Genomic DNA, 17453 nt, shown 5'->3' on the forward strand with positions numbered 1-17453 from the left:
AACAACCCGAAAATTGCGATTCTTATAAAATCCTTTATTCATCGGAGTTACAAGTGTGAGGGTAAACTACTCCACCTTTACCAAATGATAAAGCGTCCCCTTACGAGATTTACGACAAGGAATATTCAGTTTCTGAAGTACGCGTCCAAACTGTCCCACCTTACTAATAGCCAACTTATCCCGTGTTTTCGTCTGTAAATAGCTCAAAATCTGCATAGCAGTCAGCCATTCGCCTTCCATTTCCTCCTCTACCGGATTAAGATAACAATGAAACAACTGTTCCAACGGACTAGCCTGTTCGAACTCACGATTGGTCTGTTTCAATATATTTTCATCTTCATCATTCAGCCAATAACGTTCCCCTTTATAAATCGCCTCCATTGCTTGAGCATACAGCTGTTTGTAATTGATGGTAACGTTCGTTTGAATAGGAGCCGTCACCTCGATACAAATGAAACGGCGGCTACCACTGGGATCGGTAAGCAAATCTTTCTGATTGCTGGTTCCGATAAAAGAAGCATAACGCCTCATTTCCCGAATCGTATTACCGTAAGGCTTACGCAAATTCGCAACAGGCTTCTGCAACAAATGCTTCAGGAATCCCTGCTGACTGACATTAATCTGATCGAATTCATCAATATTAATCAGGAAAAAGCGTCCCAGATAACGTTCCGCCTCCTGCTTACTCTTAAAATCAATACTGTCCGTATAGCCGAAACGAAGTTCCGGCGGCAGGATAATGCGACAAAATGTAGACTTGCGATACCCTTGCGAACCGACCAGCAAAGGCGAAGTACTATTACCATGCTGCCGGTCAATTCCCCTCCAATGCGCCACCATACTAAGGAACCAACGGTAAAACAATTCCTGCCAATGCGGATTATCACAAGGAACCAAACCAGCCAATGCACGAATACGATCCTTTCCATCCCAACGCCCTGCCTCATAAAGATATTCTTCGACAGGATTGTACAAAGGAACACATTCCGAATTCAGAAAACGATCCACATCACGGTCCCACGCACTAATTCCCTCTTTCAATGCATTGATTGCAATGCTGTTGCGCACCCGTTTATCCACCGGCTTAAAGCAAAAATGAACGGAGTCACGCTGACGATATTCCAAATCATCCAGCACCGTATTGTAACGGAATTCATAACGGCGTTTCATAAACTCTTCCAACAGAAAAGCCGTCTCCTGCTCTTTGCTGATACTGCTTTTCTTGCCGAATCCCTTACATTCCTGGTAAAGATTATGGAGTATCGAACGAATCACCTGTTCTTCCTCCTCGCGATAATAATGAATCATCGTCTGCCGTATCGCCTCCTCTTCGGGGATACCCGCTTTGAAACAATGTTCGGCAAGGCGGACCAACAAAGACTGCAAGTCGTCCCCACGTTTCCAGTTCTCCATTTCCTGAAGTGCCCTGTTCAATGCCGCTTCATAAATCTTCGTGAACGTTTGTGCCGACTCATATCCCGGTTGCAATCGCAATAACGGATTTTTCTCCTCCTGCTTCCGCTGGCGGAAAGTCTCTTCTCCCGGCATCGTAAGCGGCTGTTCCAAACAAAACGGCACTGCATCCGGATTATAATAAGGAGCCTCATCCAACGTCATACGACATTTTTGTGTCAACACAGGTTCCTTCAAATCGATATCGAAAGGCAACATAGGCTGATAACATTTCACAGCCAGCCGATAAGCATGAACATGAAACAGTTCCGCCTCCGCCTCTTCAGATGGCAACCCTCCATCGTCCGGCAAGGCAAAACGAACCCAGATCTTCACACTACGACCGCTGGAACCACAAAAAGCAGCAAAAGTCTGTGGCAGAAGTGCCGCTTGCCGTTTCACAAATTCCGCTTCCGACCCACCGGCCAGTCGGCTCACTTCCAACTGTACCAAACCGTTATACTGCTTCATCTTCCGTTCACCCTCTTTGGTCCGGGTATATTCCACAGCAGAATAAATGTATGGCAACTTATCTATATGTTCGTACTGGGCATACGTACCTTCCAGTAACGGTATAATTTCCCGCAAAGCCGTGATATGCCCCGCTTTGGTTTCCGTTTTCATTTTGTCGAATAATGTGCCTGCCTCACAAATGCTAAGAGTCTCTTTTCCGCTCCCGTTGTCTTGTCTGATTAAAGTAATTTTCATCCTATTTTTGTCTATTTTTTCTACAAATACATCTACCTATTTAATTCCTGTAAAGATACGCTTTTATCTTCCGGAAAGCAAGCATTCTATCTGATAAATACGCGCATTTCATTTGCATTTGCCTCATTATTTATGTATCTTTGCTTAGTAGTTGTCAAGGGCTCACCCATGTGAACAAACAGGCTATCATTTGTAAACAAAAACGTCCACAGACGTAAACAGCTTTGTTCACATGGGTGAGCCCTTGCAAAGCATTAGAGCTTAACAGAAGAAACATGAAGCGCTAACGTATTACTACTTAAGAGAATACATAATAAGAACAGTTCATTTAAAACAAATATAAAGCTATGGCAATATTATTCGATTGGTATGAAGACCCGAAGCCTTCAGACAAACAGCAGGGAGAAAATGAAAATACCCTGCATCCGCGCATCAAATACAACGGTTCCACAGGGACCGACGTACTGCGCCGGCGTATTCAGGAACGTTGCTCACTGACGGAAACAGATGTCTCTGCCGTGCTCGACGCTCTTTCGCACATCATGGGACAGGAATTGGCGGAGGGACGCCAAGTACATCTGGACGGCATCGGCTATTTCCATCCTTGCCTGACCACCACGGAACCTGTGACGATAGGCACCAAACGGAAAGCAACTAAAGTGAAACTGAAAGCTATCCAGTTTCGTGCCGACCAAACATTGAAAAACGAATTTGGCGTGCTTAAAGTGAAAAGCCTCAAAGGGGGACTGGATTTCACCCAACTGACGAACGAGGAAATTGACCTGCAACTGACAAAGTACTTCCGGACTCACCCATTTATGCGGAGATATGACTTCCAATATCTTTGTGGAATGGCAAGAAGCACAGCCATGCGACATATCCGGCGTCTGCGCGATGAGGGTAAATTGAAAAATATGGGTGGAGCGATGCAACCAATTTACGTACCAGAAAGCGGTTATTACGGTAATAATGAATAGATTAGTGTAAAAACGGAATAAGATTAGTCAACCCAAATCAGGACGAATCAGGGTGAGAGTAAAAAGTTACCCTCACCTACTCTCACCCTTACCCTCACACCTGTAACACCGATGAATAAAGGGATTAAGACAAAGGGTGAGGGTGTGAGGGTAAAAACGTCACCAACATTTATTTGATAATATCTTTAGAGGTTATCCCATAGAAAAAGAAAAGCCGAACAAACATATTTTATACTCATCAAACAAAAGTGGGAAATTCTTTGTCATTTTTTTGTTATCCTCCATAAATCATTTCTCTTTGTCTTTTGAAAGCCAAAATGGAATGCGGCATATTAAAACGTTTTTGCGCTAAGAAAACTACCAATTTGATTATAAACAAAAAACTGAATCTCAATAAATCTGTTTCATACGTGCGACCTAGGGTCGGGCATGTGAGTATATTTATTAGATTCTAGGTATTGGTAGTATCTCTCAGCGGATAAATATCTTATTTATAAACAGTCATTCCTTCACTTCCCAAGTATCAGTTCTAAAGGACGCCACCGGAATGCCATAGCGACTATAAAGTGTCCCTTTCTCATAATTCCGGAAACAATAACGGACAGCTACAGGGACAGGAACTTTCTCACAATCCACTTCAAGACGTCCCGTATATTTCTCTATCCGTGCGGTAGCAGGATAAAAAACACGATCACTGCCGGCTACCTCTATTCCGGAAATAGTGGCTCCCAAAGGAGCAAGCCCTTCACTGCCACAGTCAAAAGTCAAATATGCTTTACCGTTGACCACTTCCATAGATTGATAAACAGGGGCGTCCGGAACAAATCCTTTCAATCCATAACTCCCGGAAAGAGCCAGCAGGGCCAACCGCTCGCCGACTTTACGTTTATGAGCCGGATGAATACAATTACAATCACCGATGTCCATCGTTACAACCATATTGCTGTTCGGAATCTCTTTTAAATTCAGTAACTGCGCCTCACGCAATAAAGCACTCCCTACCAATTCAGCCCCCTCATACGCAAAAGGAGCTATCTGAACATAATAAAACGACAATTCACCTTGTCCCCATGCCTCACGCAACATCTTGACAAAAGCCGGCTGCAGTCTGCGATATAAATCCGGATCTTTCCGATTAGATTCGCCCTGATACCAAAGAAAGCCTTTGATGGTATATTGCTCGACAGGAGCAATCATCGCATTGTAAAGCATACAAGGCTGATACTTCGGCCGTTCAATGAACGTTGTATCATCAAGAAAGCCCAGATCAAACGCTTTAAAAGGAGCTAACACTTCACGGCTCATCCAAGCCTGAATGGATGTTCCACCCCACGAAGAAACAATAATGCCAACCGGCACATCAAGTACCTGTTGAAGATAGTCAGCAAAAAAATAAGCAGTTGCACTCGTTTCAGATACCACTTCCGGAGTATTTTTCAACCATTGTGCCCGGCAATTCTTTTGCGGCATTCGCGCTCCCTCCTGTCCAATCGTACAAATTCGTATCGGTCGTGAAGGTTTGGCACGGACAATCATATCCACCGCATCAGCAATAGGCTGATTAGCCTTTCCCATCAAAGGCATTTCCATATTCGACTGACCGGCACATAACCACACCTCACCAATCAGAACATCATGAAGCATCAAATCTTCACCGTCACTTAAACTTATTGAGTAAGGTCCTCCCGCAACGGGTGTCTTCAAACTCGCACGCCACATTCCCGCATCATCTGCCCGGACTGTATACAACTTCTTATCCCAGGAAGGACAGATAGCAACCATTTTCTTTGGTGATGCCATCCCCCATAGTTGCACATCGGTTTGTTGTTGCAAAACCATGTTATCAGTGAAAAGAGAAGGTAAGACGACCTTAGCATGCATATTTACCATGCCCAATATTGCCAGAAGAAAAACAAGAAATCTCATATCCCGCCAGTTCATTTAATGATATAGTCCTTTTTCTCTTTCCCTATTCCTTTCAGAGTTAGAGATTTCCAAGCGTCAGGAAGTGTTCCTTTTCCGGCAACAATCCCTTTATCCGTAATATCCAGTCCGCCAAATCCCATCAATACCGACTGCAATACACCGCCAGCCCCTGTCAGGAAATAGGGATTCGTACCACCGTCAAATTCGGCTATCACCCGGAATGGCGGATTCAGATTGGGACAATAGGAATCCCTAAAATAATGCCATGCACGTTCACGATCTCCCAATCGAGTAAACAAAATGGAGTAAATGGACTTCGACATGGCAGGTGTTTTCTTTCTCGGAACAGTCTGAAGATAGTATTCGAGATCTTTTCGAATTTGCTCTTTATCCGTAACAAGCTTTAAAGGGAAAGCCAACAGGCAAACATCGGCCTGCTTCGTTATAGCTCCGTCATACGTATCATGTTCTGCCGTTACTCCATTGGCCAGTTGCCGGAAACGGAGTTTTCCCGCAACAGTCGCCCACATCGGGTCAGATTTCATATTCAGCAGTTTGGCAGCTTTGCAGGCAGCTTCCAAAGTAGATTTTGCGACACCGTTTGTATAAGCATTATTATTCACATTCTTTCCCCCTTGAGGATTCTGATTCCATTCATCCGCTCCAATCACATTCCTGATTTCATACTCTCCTGCTTCATTCGGTTCCGAACGGCTCACCCAATAATCGGCAGCGGCACTAATGATGGGAAATCCCTTTTGGCGAAGCCATTCCAAATCCTGCACCACAGAATAATATTGCCAGGTTGCCATAGCCACATCCCCTGTAATATGATTTTCGAAAGGACCATAAATGTTGGTTACCGTATTATCCTCGTTTCCCTTATCACTACTTTCCCATGGATACATTGCTCCTTTGTAACCGTGCATAAAAGCATTATGCTTGGCTGCGTCCAAACGTTGATAACGATACTCCATCATTGATTCCGCCAATTCGGGATGAAGTAGTAACAAAGCCGGAAAAATCCACGTATCAGCATCCCAAAACACGTGTCCGTTATAGCCGAAGCCCGAAAGTCCCATCGGAGAACAGGATAATCCCGATCCTTCACGCACAAAAGCATACGTATGATAAAGCATACTGTGAATATCTTGTTGCGACTGAAGATCACCCTCAATCACTATGTCACTTTCCCAAAGTTTATCCCATGCAGCCTCGTGCTTACTCCATAACCGTTCGACACCTTCTACCGCAGCAAATGCCGTCAACCGTTCCACCTCATTCCTGACATCAGCATGAGTGACAGAGGAAAGCGTTGTCCCTATAATCGAAAAAGTATAGGACTGACCAGCCTGTAAACGGACCGTAAACTCTTGCGTATGTACCCCGGCTCCCCGTGCACTTCGATGACAGACTTCCGGATGAGGAAAGGAGGCATCGAAGACAAACGATGAACAAGCCCCGATTTCAAATTCCCGGACCGGAGATTTTGCTACTGACGTGCAGAGGTCAATCGCTGTCTTTCCATTGAAAATCCGGTTGTAATATTCCTGCGGATTACGCAGTGACTCATGTACCGTCATTATATTCGCTACGGATACTTCTATGTTTTCTTTCGGAATGATCTGCACACGCAACAAGCATGAATAAGGCAAATGACGCAATGATGTATATTGATATTCAACACGGGCCAGTGATTTATAATCAAATTCTCCACAAAACACTCCCCGACGCATATCCAAAGTCTGTTTGTAACCGGATATCTGGGAAGCCTTCACCGTAGAACCGTTTATCTGCAATTCCGTATCAAGCATATTGATGCCATGCAGGAAATTGTTTACTCTCCCCTTACCATAAATATCATAAACTCCTCCCAACACGACGCGGGAAATCTTCAAAGGTTCGGGAGAAGAGACTAACCCCAACATACCATTAGCTACAGTTATTCCATAATAGGATTGGGGGTCAATTTGTTCTGCAGTAATTTTCCAGGCATCTTGTGCGGACAGACCAATAACAGGCCACAACCCGCCCAACAGCAGGAATATTAAAAAGTTCCTTTTTCTCATTTTATCTGTATTTTATAAGCTTCTTATGAATGCATAGCCAGTCTTTTCTCATCGGAGCAAGGCAAAACCCGCTCCGACGAAAAAAGAAACATGCTAACTAAAAGTCTGTATGGATAAAAAAACTAATACATATATCCGCTCTTACCCGGATTACCGCCCATCTGCGACCACGCATTGGCTGCATAACCTGTCGCTGCGCCTTCAACAGCAAATAGAGTTGGTTTTCCTTCCAGCATACCGGTCACATAGATAATGCCATCAGCAGATATGGTAGGAGAAGATTGCAACCCAGTTCCAAGTTGGAGCGAAGCAATTGCTTTTCCTGTAGCCGGCTCAAGCTTCACCAAAGAACCTTTTTCCGTATCATTATAGTAGATATAACCTTCATTATCTATAGCCGGAACACCATAAGCAGTGCCTGCCACTTCCGTTGCCCATAGAACGGAGCCTGTAGAGGAAATAGCAGTAATATATTTGTCAGTAGCTACATACACAACCCCATTTCCATCAACAACCAAGCCATAACCGGTTTGTTTATTTTCCCCTTTGACAGCAGTGTACCATTCAGGAGCCGAAACATTACCTTCGGTCGTTTTCTTGGTATCATAACAATAGACTAATGCTTTGGTCTCATTGGTAGATATGCGGGCTCCCAAATTAAGGCAAAGGATATATGCTTTTCCATCCGCACCGACAGCGATCTGGCTACCATTAGGCTGGTCATTCGGAGCATAATTTTGCTCATTGGTCGACTTGCTCCAGCTATTGCCTTTCGGGAAGAAGATGTGTGTACCATACGAACGGCCTCCACTCTGACCTGTGTTGACAAGCACCCTGCCATCTTTTAATCCCACACAACCGCCATAACTTCCGGAAGATGTCTTCTCTGCATATTGCAGCACACCGGATGCCTTATCATAAATACGGAAATGCATACCATCCGTGCTCGGAGCTGAATTTGTCAGAATCATCACATACCGATCCGTAACAACCGGAGCACCGAAAGGACGCATACTCGATTTGGCACCAATCGAAGTAAACCACTTCTGCGTTCCACCATCCGCACCACCTTTCACCGCATAAAGACTGGCAGACTTAGCCGCATCCGCTTTGGAAGTGTTATCTCCGACAGCCACATAAACCACTCCATCGGAATCCACCGTAGGAGTCGGGTGCTGATAGTCGGAGCCACGATTCGGTTCATTGTTTTGTCCGCAATCAAATCCCCAAACCCGTTCACCTAGTTTGGTGAAACAAACCAGATTATAATTACTGGAAGAAACATAAACATACTCACCATCCGCACTTGTTGCCGGAGAAGTGCCAATCACCACTCCCTGTTCATCATAAGAGTGAGCCCATAATACCCCAAGGCTACCGGCACTCTTGGCTACATCAACTGTGACAGTCTTAGTATCTTTCCGTTTTTTATTGTCCGTTACCGTCAGCGATACATTTATTTTCCCATGCGAACCGAAAGTCACTGTCGGATTTTCCTCCGTTGAAAGGATAGCACCGAAAGTCCATTCTCTCTTAATAATCTCACATCCTTCCGCCGCTTTCGACTGATCCGTAAATACCACTTCCTCACCCGCTACAATTTGTTCGGGAAGCCAGCTGAAATCTGCCGTAGGGCGAATACCGTCGTCTATTATTTTAATTGTCTTTTCAAATACTGATTTCATTGAACCGTGATCCGAAGTAACAGTCAGACGAAAAAGATAGTCTCCGCCCTCTTCCACGCTAAATGGTTCGGGAGCAGCCAGTTCATAGGAAACCTTACCCATAAATTCCCATTTGCAGACTGCAATCTGGGCATTCTCCGCTGTCGACGTATTCGTTAGGGTAATCAAATCACCAATCTCATAGGATTCTTTATCTGTAGTGAATCCAGCCTGCACCCATGCCTCTTCTGCAGGGTTACACCCCACTAACAGGCTGACAGCAGCTATCAATAAATATATGATTCTTTTCATTGCGTTTCTGTAATTTTAGATGATCGTTTCATTACTTCACGTATTCCAACTTACCGACGATAGGATAATGATCTGAAATATAAGTGATATTCTGATATACCTTATCTATTGTCTCGAATTTCAACGCCTTAAAGCCTGTACAAAAGATATGATCCACAATGTAAGGATTAGCAGTGCCAAATCCGGTATAAGAGTATTTCGAGTCTGTGACCGGAGCCGATAAGCGGACATTCGTCATGAATGTTTTAACTCCGTTAAAGATATCACTGTCAATCTGTTTGTTAAAGTCGGCAGTGAGCAACATGGGCAACCCTTCCGGATTGAGTTCCGACATTTTATTCACAATCACTTCCATTGACTTGCCCGGAGCGATGGTAGAGCCTACATCAATGTGCGTATTGATAAAGAAGAATTTCTTGCCGGAAGCAATGTGCTTGAAGATTGCCCACGTTGCCACACGCGGAACTGTATTATCCCAACCTTGAGACCCCGGTACATCAGGAGTTTCGGAAAGCCAGAAACAATCCCACTTGACAAGTTCAACAGCCTTTTTTCTATAAAAGATGGGAACAAACTCATCATTGTTGGCATTGTTGGCACGGCGTCCTTTACCGATATATCCATAATCCTTCCAGTTCTCTTCCAACCACTTCAACTGTGGCGGACGTGCTTCCTGCATACCAATCACTGTTGGTTTCTGCTCTTCAATCATCGGAATAAAAGCTGCCGTACGGGCATCCCATGACTTATCCCCCGTATCATTGGTATTGTAATACCGGATATTAAACGACATAACTTTAATCTGGTTGTCATCCAGAGACGGATCTTCCTCTTTCACCGTTTCAGGATCTTTATAAAATTCCGAATAATCAGGAGTAGTATTACTGCATCCGCCTAACGCTACAACATAGATAGCAATTACAGGCAATATCTGGTTAAATTTCATCATACTAAATTTTTTTATATTTTAATTCCAATTGGGGTTCTGTGATAGTTTATATCCGGCACTCTCATAGTCGCGGATTACCTGCGCCGGAACAGGATAAAGATACTGACGGTCATCATCATACCAAACGCGGTTTCCCGTACCGGGATTATACTTCAAATCGTATCCACCTGCCGCATTTACTGTGGCATAAAGTCCTGTTTCATTCTTTACATTCACTGTTTTACAATCTTTATTGGACGACTGAGTACCGTTGTCGGTAAAGTAACAATCAGGAGTTCCGTCGCCATTCAAATCAATATCCACATTCAATGCGCTGATGTGCATTCCTGTCCAAGGCAGCTCCTCTATCAGATCACCGCATTTCCAACGGCGCAAATCATCGAACCGCATACCTTCGGCCACCAATTCAATGGCACGTTCACGACGGATTTCCAGCAAGACCGGATCTGTGATATTCGGATAAAACATCTGCTGCAAATAAGAATCTATGGTTGCAGGGAGCTTTTCCGTTCCACCTGTAATTCCCGCACGTCGACGCAGAGCTCCGATGGTAGTATTCCATTCGGCATCAGTAAGCCCGCCCAGTTCGGCTTGCGCTTCGGCATAGTTAAGTAGCACTTCGGCATAGCGCAACAGCGGAATACTGTTGTTGTTCTTTTCATTGTTATCGTATTTCGTATCATCGAGAGAATACTTAATCACATGATAACCGGTCAGGCAAACCGTCATATCAGCTACCACAGCTTTTCCGTCACGTTTGAAATCCAGTCCGCGGATGGTTTGTGCCAAACGCAGGTCGCGGCTCTTCATCTCTTCCACAAAGTTTTTGGTTTCATAGCCTGTTTCGGAAGTGAACGGAGTACCGTCCAGTTTCAGGTAGGTATTAACGAACGGACGAACCAGACTCCAGCCTTTACCATACGAAAGTGAATTATACCAGTAATTTTGAGTACCGTAGATTCCGGATGCACTATTGGCACATACCGCCAGAATTACTTCAGATGTTATGGGTGCTTCCAGATAGAACAAATCGCGGTAAGCTCCTTTTGTACCCGTTGCCGTATTCAATGAAAGTCCGCTGTTATCCATTACCAACTTGGCTGCACTGGCAGCGTGCCGGTAGAGTTCTTCGGGAGTGATTTCCAAACCTGTAAGTTTGTGATAACGGCGATAAGCGGCTTCGAACAGACATACACGGGATTTGAGTGCGGCTGCAGCCCATTTGGTTAGCGTGGAGCTATTCACGGAAGAAGTTGCCTGAATATGTTCGTAGGCAAAATCAAGGTCCTCAATCATATTTCTGATGATAATATCCCGGCTGTCACGTTCTTTATACATGACATCATACTGATAGGACTGAATTTCATTGGCAAACCAAGGAACTTCTCCGTATTGAGTCAACTTATCATAATAGAACCAGGCACGGAACCAACGGGCGATGCCCAGATAATTATCACGGGTAGCCGCATCCACCGTGCACTCTTTCGAATGACAACCATCAATAAAATAGTTGATGTTTCGCAGCGTTCCCCACGTCCAGCTGGTAGCTGTTTCCGAATTGTACGCGTTTTGCTGAATAAAGACATTGGTCTGCCGGACAGCGGCAATATCACACATTTCGTCCTGCTGATAACCTGTGGAAAGGGTCGGCAACGCCCGATAGAAGGAATAGGCATAAAGGCGCAATCCGGACTCACTGCCGAAAACCATTGCTTTATCAGCTTCCACCTGCATCGTCTCCGTCAAATCGCAACTACCTAACAGTACCGTTGCACACAGAAGCAGGATATTACGTATATTACTTAATCTTTTCATATCTTATTTGTTTCTATTTAGTAAGTGATCGATATTCCTAAACTGAGATTCCGCATCGTCGGATAGTTGAAACCGTCTCCTTTGTCACCTGAAGTCAGGTCATTATCCGAACCTTTCGTTATCACTGCCACATCATAATCTTTCGTGTGACGGTAGAGTGGAGACCATGACCATAAGTTCTCTCCCGAGAAATAGACAGACACTTTAGAGAAACCGGCTTTTGCTATCCATTTCTTTGGCAAATTGTAACCAAACTGCAAGTTTTTGAGCCGGAAGTAAGATACATCCTGCAAGTAGCGTGTATTAGCCGTACCTTTATATAAGGGGTTATAGTAACCCGAATAACGCGGCAGATAGGCATCAGGGCGGTCTTTGGTCCAGTAGTTATTCAAGTGCCACACCGGAACTTGGTTGTAAGGACGGTTATACTGTCCCCAGAAAGAACTCTCACCGCTGGGATACCAGTCTTGCTTTCCCACACCATCGAACATGGCTGACAGGAAGAAATTATTCCAGTCGGCACTAAATGAGAGTGTATAGATGTAGCGCGGTTCGGAGTTTCCTATAATTTTCCGGTCGCCCGGTGAGTCTACCGTATTGGCTCCGTTATCAATAGTACCAGTGTTGTTCAAGTCCTCGAAGCGCATATCACCCGGATAAGTGATGTAATTGACAGACGTCTGCATCAGGTTGTTTTTGTAGCCTTTTCCATCAAAGGCTGCATCAATTTCTTCCTGTGACTGAAATAATCCATTACAGACAAATCCCCAAATTTCACCGATACGCTGACCTACATAATAATCATCCAGATCACGTTTCGGATTATTATATTTGTCTATCACCGAGTGATAGTCGGCAAGGGTTGCTTTAATGCCGAAGTTGAACGGTTTGCCTGCCAAACGAAACGAATCATTATACCCCAATGAAATTTCGTAGCCATAGGTACTCATGTCGGCATAGTTTCCTTTGGGTGATGATGCCCCGAACGTATCGGGAAGCGTGGGACCCACCGTATACATATTAGCGGTCTTACGTACATAATAATCGGCAGACAGCGTAATCTTGTTATTCCAAAATCCCAGATCGATACCGGCATCAATGGTTCGTGAGGTTTCCCAACCGATATTATCAGGAATTTGAGCGGGATTGAGCGTGTAACGCAACTGTGCCTTACCGTCAAGATAACGGCCTTCGCTCGAAGAACCGGTAGTAGAATAAGTCTTCAATGCAAACTTCTCCAGATAAGAGTAAGGCTTCACATTGCTATTCCCTAATGCACCATAAGAGACACGCAGTTTTCCATTGGAGATAATATCAGGATTTACTTTCCAGAACTTCTCTTCCGAGAAACGCCATGCTGCCGAAGCCGAAGGGAAAAATCCCCACTGCGAATTGTCGGGAAACTTCGAAGAACCGTCATAACGCCCGTTCACCTCGAATAGATAACGATTATCATAAGAGTAGTTCAACCGGAAAAATGCTCCGGCATACCGCCAACGGTTACCATCACTCTTAATAGACATATTATCTCCCATAGCAAAGTTTATATTTTCCACATCAGGCATTAACAGGCCATTTCGCTCCGAAGAGATTGCTTTGTAATCCTGTTGTTCATAGTTATATCCTGCTAAAGCTTTCAAATAATGTTTTCCTGCAAATGTATTCTCATATTCAGCATATACATTGGTGGATATATAAGTGGTCTGTTGCACTTTTTCGGACATTTTATCGTCAGTTTCCGGTACTCCGAGGTATTTAATTACTCCTTCATAATCGCTATATGGAACGGCAGTGGTCTTTTTATCTTCTATAAAATCCCTCGTACGGAAAGAGAAGTCTCCGGTAAAACGTAATTTGTTGTCCAACATTGTAATATTCAGGATAGTCGTATTTTTCAACGTTTTTGTTGTACGCTTTATCCAGTTATCCCCTGTCACCAGCCCGCCGACAGAACGTGCTCCGGAGTGCGTCAATGTTCCGTCCGGATTGAAGATAGGTTCGGACGGGTGTCCTTCCATATTGATCGCCTTCCAAACCAGACCTTCATTCTGCTCTACATAACCCAATGGTTGCGTATATTTATCATGAGTATAGTCTATGTTATTAGAGATTTTCAACCAGTCGAATACTTGTGCACTGATTTTGGTGCGCATATTCATTGTACGGTAGATGTCCGAGTTATAATTGAACAGACCATCGTAATCGTACAAACGGGCGGAAGTGTAGTAACTGATTTTCCCGTTCGAACCGCTGACAGATACATTGTGTGACTGTGCAAATGTATGATCTTTATAAAGTGCATCATAGTAATCTTCATTCCCGTAGTAAGTATACTTTCCGTCAGGTCCAACTGCTGCCTGCAATGTGTTGCCTGCCAACTTTCTCTGCCGGAAAGTTTCCAACCATTCTTTTGAGAAAGGTTGCGACTTGTTAATACTGGTAGGTTCTATCCCGCGATAATTAAATTCTGCCTCACGGAACAAATACGCCCAGACATAACCATCATCAACCACGTCCGGTATAGCATACGGAGTCTCATAAGAGAAGTTTCCCGTATAATTGATAGTAAACTTATCTTTTTGCTTCGACGGATCTTTTGTTGTAATCAGGACAACACCATACGGAGCACGTGAACCGTAAATGGCTGCCGAAGCCGCATCTTTCAATACGGACACACTTTCTATATCATTCGGGTTTAGCATGGCCGGATCGCCTTCTACACCGTCTATCAAGACCAGTGCGCTACCACCCGCTCCGATAGATGTCACACCGCGGATATTATACGAAGCGGACTGATTAGGTTTGCCGTCGGCAAGCGAAATATTCAGATTAGGGACAGCTCCTTGCAACATCTGTGTGACATTAGCCACCGGACGATTTTCAAATACATCTGATGATACATTCTCTACCGCACCTGTCAGGTTTATCTTTTTCTGCGTACTAAACCCAACCACAACCACTTCGTCCAGTGTCTGCGTATCATCTTTCAGTATGACCGTCAAGTAATTCTTATTCTTCACGCTCACTTCTTGTGTCAGAAACCCCAGATAGGATACTTGCACAATGCTCCCCTCGCTGACCGCCAACTGAAACTTGCCGTCCATATCGGAGATCGTACCAGTTGTACCATTCTTTTCTTTGATATTGGCACCGATAACCGGCTCGCCCGACATATCCTTTACTATTCCGTTAATAGTGTACTTTTTGGAGGATTGCTGTACGGGCTGACTGCCTTTCTTCTTTATGACAATATCTTTCCCCTGGATCGTATAGCTGACATCTTGCCCCGCCAAGACTTGTTCTACAACCTTTTCAATAGGCAAATCTTTGGCTAACACTGTCACAATCTTTTTTGTATTCAGATCGCTTGCTGCAAATGCAAATGAATATCCGTTTTGCTTCTGTATTGTTTCGATGGCCTGCTTTACCGTTACGTTCCTCAATTGCAAGCTGATATGCTGGGCAAATAAGCTCAGATGAAAGCATAGCAAGAGCAGGACCATGAAAAAGACTTTCTTCTTATTTTTCATAAGTCAATGGATAAATAATTGATAAATAGGATGAGAAGTTTAGGAATTTATTTATATTTGCCTAAGCTTTCATCAATTAAAGTCACTGTGGCTTTTAAGATAGAAAGGCAAGAGGTCAGGGGATGGAAAAGGAACCTGACCTTTTTATGTTTCTATCAAGAGAGGTTAATCATGTTTTTCTAAATGGCTTTTCATATTTCTTTAAGTTTTAAAGGTTCAACATTTGTTCATTAGGGAAGTGTGATCACAATATTTTTTCCATTAATGGTATAAGTCATTTTATCTGTAGATGACAATACATTCATAATTTCCTGAATGCTTTGCTCTCTTTTACGGAAGTTTCCATAAAAACGAATTGTATTCAAAGTGTCATCTGCAACGGTTATTTTCACATCATAACTTCTTTCCAATTCTTTAATGATATCCGAAAGCAGTACTTCGTCAAAATAAAGACGGTCATTTGTCCATTCAACACTATGGATAGCTTTTGTAGCAGAAACAGATAGTTTTCCGGTCTTCTTATCCAATAATGCCTGTTGGTTCGGATGAAGTACCGTTTCTTTTTGCAGAGTGTTCAAGGCTACTTTTCCTTCCAGAAGGCATACTTTAGCTTCCAGATCGTCTTTATAGTTCCGAAAGTTAAATTTAGTACCTAATACCTTTACATCCAGCTCTTCTGTGTGTACTTTAAAAGGTATTTCTTTATTTTTAGTAACTTCAAAATAGGCTTCTCCCGATAAATCCAAAGCACGCTCATTGATGCCAAAATCTTGTGCATAACTCATCTTAGAACCTGCATTCAGCCAAACTAACGTCCCATCGGGAAGATACAACTTAGTCTTTGAACCATAAGGAGCCTCAACAGTAATACGTGTCAACTGGTTTTGGAGTACTCTCTTTCCACTCTGAAAAGCGATTGTTGCACACACAAAAACAATAATAACCATGGCAGCAGCATACATCCACGGGCGTATGTGAAATGCTTTCCGTTTTTCCGGCCGTTTTACAGAGGCCCCGGTATGTTCTAAAAATAATTGATAAGCTTGTTCTTTATTGAAGTTCAACTCATCGGCTTCGTCTGAAGCGGCTATCCAGACTTCTTGCATATCGGAAAAATACTTTCGGTTTTCTTCCGAAATATTCAGCCAATCCTGCAACAACTGCATTTCTTCCTGGGTCAGACTATTTGTGAGATAGCCGATAATCCAATCATTGACTGTATCCGTATGTAGCGATTGTTCATTCATAAAAATAGTGCCTTTATATATACTACAGTTTTTTATTATAGGAGGGTAGGATAAAAAGCAAAAATAATACATAAAAAAGTTCCCAGTTCTTTTTTCAGTACTACTAACGCACTCTTAATGTGATACTTGACGGTATTGATGGAAATTCCCAGCTTCTGTGATATTTCTTCGTAAGTCATCTCCTGAAAGCGGCTCATGATGAATACTTGCCTGCAAACCGGTGGTAGTTTATTGACGGATTCTTTAATTTTAGACTCCAATTCTTCTTTTAACAGGTTACCTAAAGGTTGTTGAGTGTCGGATATGATATTTTGTAATTGAATGCCTGCCCGTTCAATGGTAGAGAAATGTACTTCCATCTCCTGTTGTTTAAGAGCTAAATAATTCAGGCATTTATTACGCACCGCTACAATCAGGTAATTCCGTAAGGGAGGTACAAGTTCTAATTTATCCCTGATTTCCCACAGATGAAAAATGACATCATTCACTATACTTTCAGCCTGTACCTTATCTTTCAGAAAATAATAACTAAGTTTACAGAGAGCAACATAATGATAATCATATATATACTTATATGCTTCATTATCCCCAGCCTTCAACTTTTTTATAATGTATTTTTCATCGATTGGAATCATAATCTGTTTTTTCTGCTCTGCAATATTCGGATAATATATTGAAAGATGCAAATTAATCAGAGGAAAAAAATAAAAATGAAAAAAGAATGAAATCACTCTTTCACAGAAGTATCTCATTCTTTTTAGTATTATCTTAAAGCTAATATTCATAGTAAGATTCTCTCTGATT

The 17453-nt window shown here is 43.2% G+C and carries 10 protein-coding genes; 1 reads left to right on the plus strand and 9 read right to left on the minus strand.

Annotation, left to right across the window (positions count from 1 at the left end; translation table 11 throughout):
• Positions 1-66: 66 nt before the first annotated feature.
• Positions 67-2160, minus strand: a complete 2094-nt coding sequence (locus NQ505_RS00785) for a BT4734/BF3469 family protein (RefSeq protein ID WP_008998997.1) — start codon at positions 2158-2160, stop codon at positions 67-69.
• A gap of 347 nt (positions 2161-2507) precedes the next feature.
• On the opposite strand from NQ505_RS00785, the gene NQ505_RS00790 reads away from it, so the two are divergent.
• The gene (locus NQ505_RS00790; RefSeq protein WP_008998998.1) at positions 2508-3137 is read left to right on the plus strand and encodes an HU family DNA-binding protein; all 630 of its coding nucleotides are present in this window, start codon (positions 2508-2510) and stop codon (positions 3135-3137) included.
• A 501-nt stretch (positions 3138-3638) separates the two neighbouring features.
• Here the strand turns inward: NQ505_RS00790 and NQ505_RS00795 are convergent.
• The 8 genes from NQ505_RS00795 to NQ505_RS00830 all read right to left on the minus strand — a co-directional run bounded on the left by NQ505_RS00795 (position 3639) and on the right by NQ505_RS00830 (position 17284).
• Entirely contained in the window at positions 3639-5063 is a 1425-nt protein-coding gene (locus NQ505_RS00795; protein ID WP_008998999.1) for a sialate O-acetylesterase, read from the minus strand.
• A gap of 11 nt (positions 5064-5074) precedes the next feature.
• Entirely contained in the window at positions 5075-7132 is a 2058-nt protein-coding gene (locus NQ505_RS00800; RefSeq protein WP_008999000.1) for a glycoside hydrolase family 65 protein, read from the minus strand.
• Positions 7133-7254: 122 nt separating this feature from the next.
• Positions 7255-9108: a PQQ-binding-like beta-propeller repeat protein gene (locus NQ505_RS00805; protein WP_008999001.1), complete on the minus strand. Its 1854-nt coding sequence runs from the start codon at positions 9106-9108 to the stop codon at positions 7255-7257.
• 31 nt (positions 9109-9139) lie between these two features.
• Complete coding sequence (locus tag NQ505_RS00810) at positions 9140-10057, minus strand: endonuclease/exonuclease/phosphatase family protein (protein WP_032853503.1); 918 nt, start codon at positions 10055-10057, stop codon at positions 9140-9142.
• Between the two features lie 18 nt (positions 10058-10075).
• On the minus strand, positions 10076-11872 hold the full coding sequence (locus NQ505_RS00815; RefSeq protein WP_008999003.1) for a RagB/SusD family nutrient uptake outer membrane protein: 1797 nt from the start codon (positions 11870-11872) through the stop codon (positions 10076-10078).
• A gap of 17 nt (positions 11873-11889) precedes the next feature.
• Positions 11890-15402 (minus strand): TonB-dependent receptor, encoded by a 3513-nt coding sequence (locus NQ505_RS00820; RefSeq protein ID WP_032853504.1) that lies wholly within the window; start codon positions 15400-15402, stop codon positions 11890-11892.
• 230 nt (positions 15403-15632) lie between these two features.
• Positions 15633-16649 carry a FecR family protein gene (locus NQ505_RS00825; protein ID WP_008999005.1) on the minus strand — a complete coding sequence of 339 codons (1017 nt, stop codon included), beginning with the start codon at positions 16647-16649 and terminating at the stop codon, positions 15633-15635.
• Positions 16650-16684: 35 nt separating this feature from the next.
• The gene (locus tag NQ505_RS00830) at positions 16685-17284 is read right to left on the minus strand and encodes an RNA polymerase sigma-70 factor (protein ID WP_032853540.1); all 600 of its coding nucleotides are present in this window, start codon (positions 17282-17284) and stop codon (positions 16685-16687) included.
• Positions 17285-17453 lie beyond the last annotated feature (169 nt).

The sequence above is a fragment of the Bacteroides sp. D2 genome (genome assembly GCF_025147085.1).
Lineage (GTDB): Bacteria > Bacteroidota > Bacteroidia > Bacteroidales > Bacteroidaceae > Bacteroides.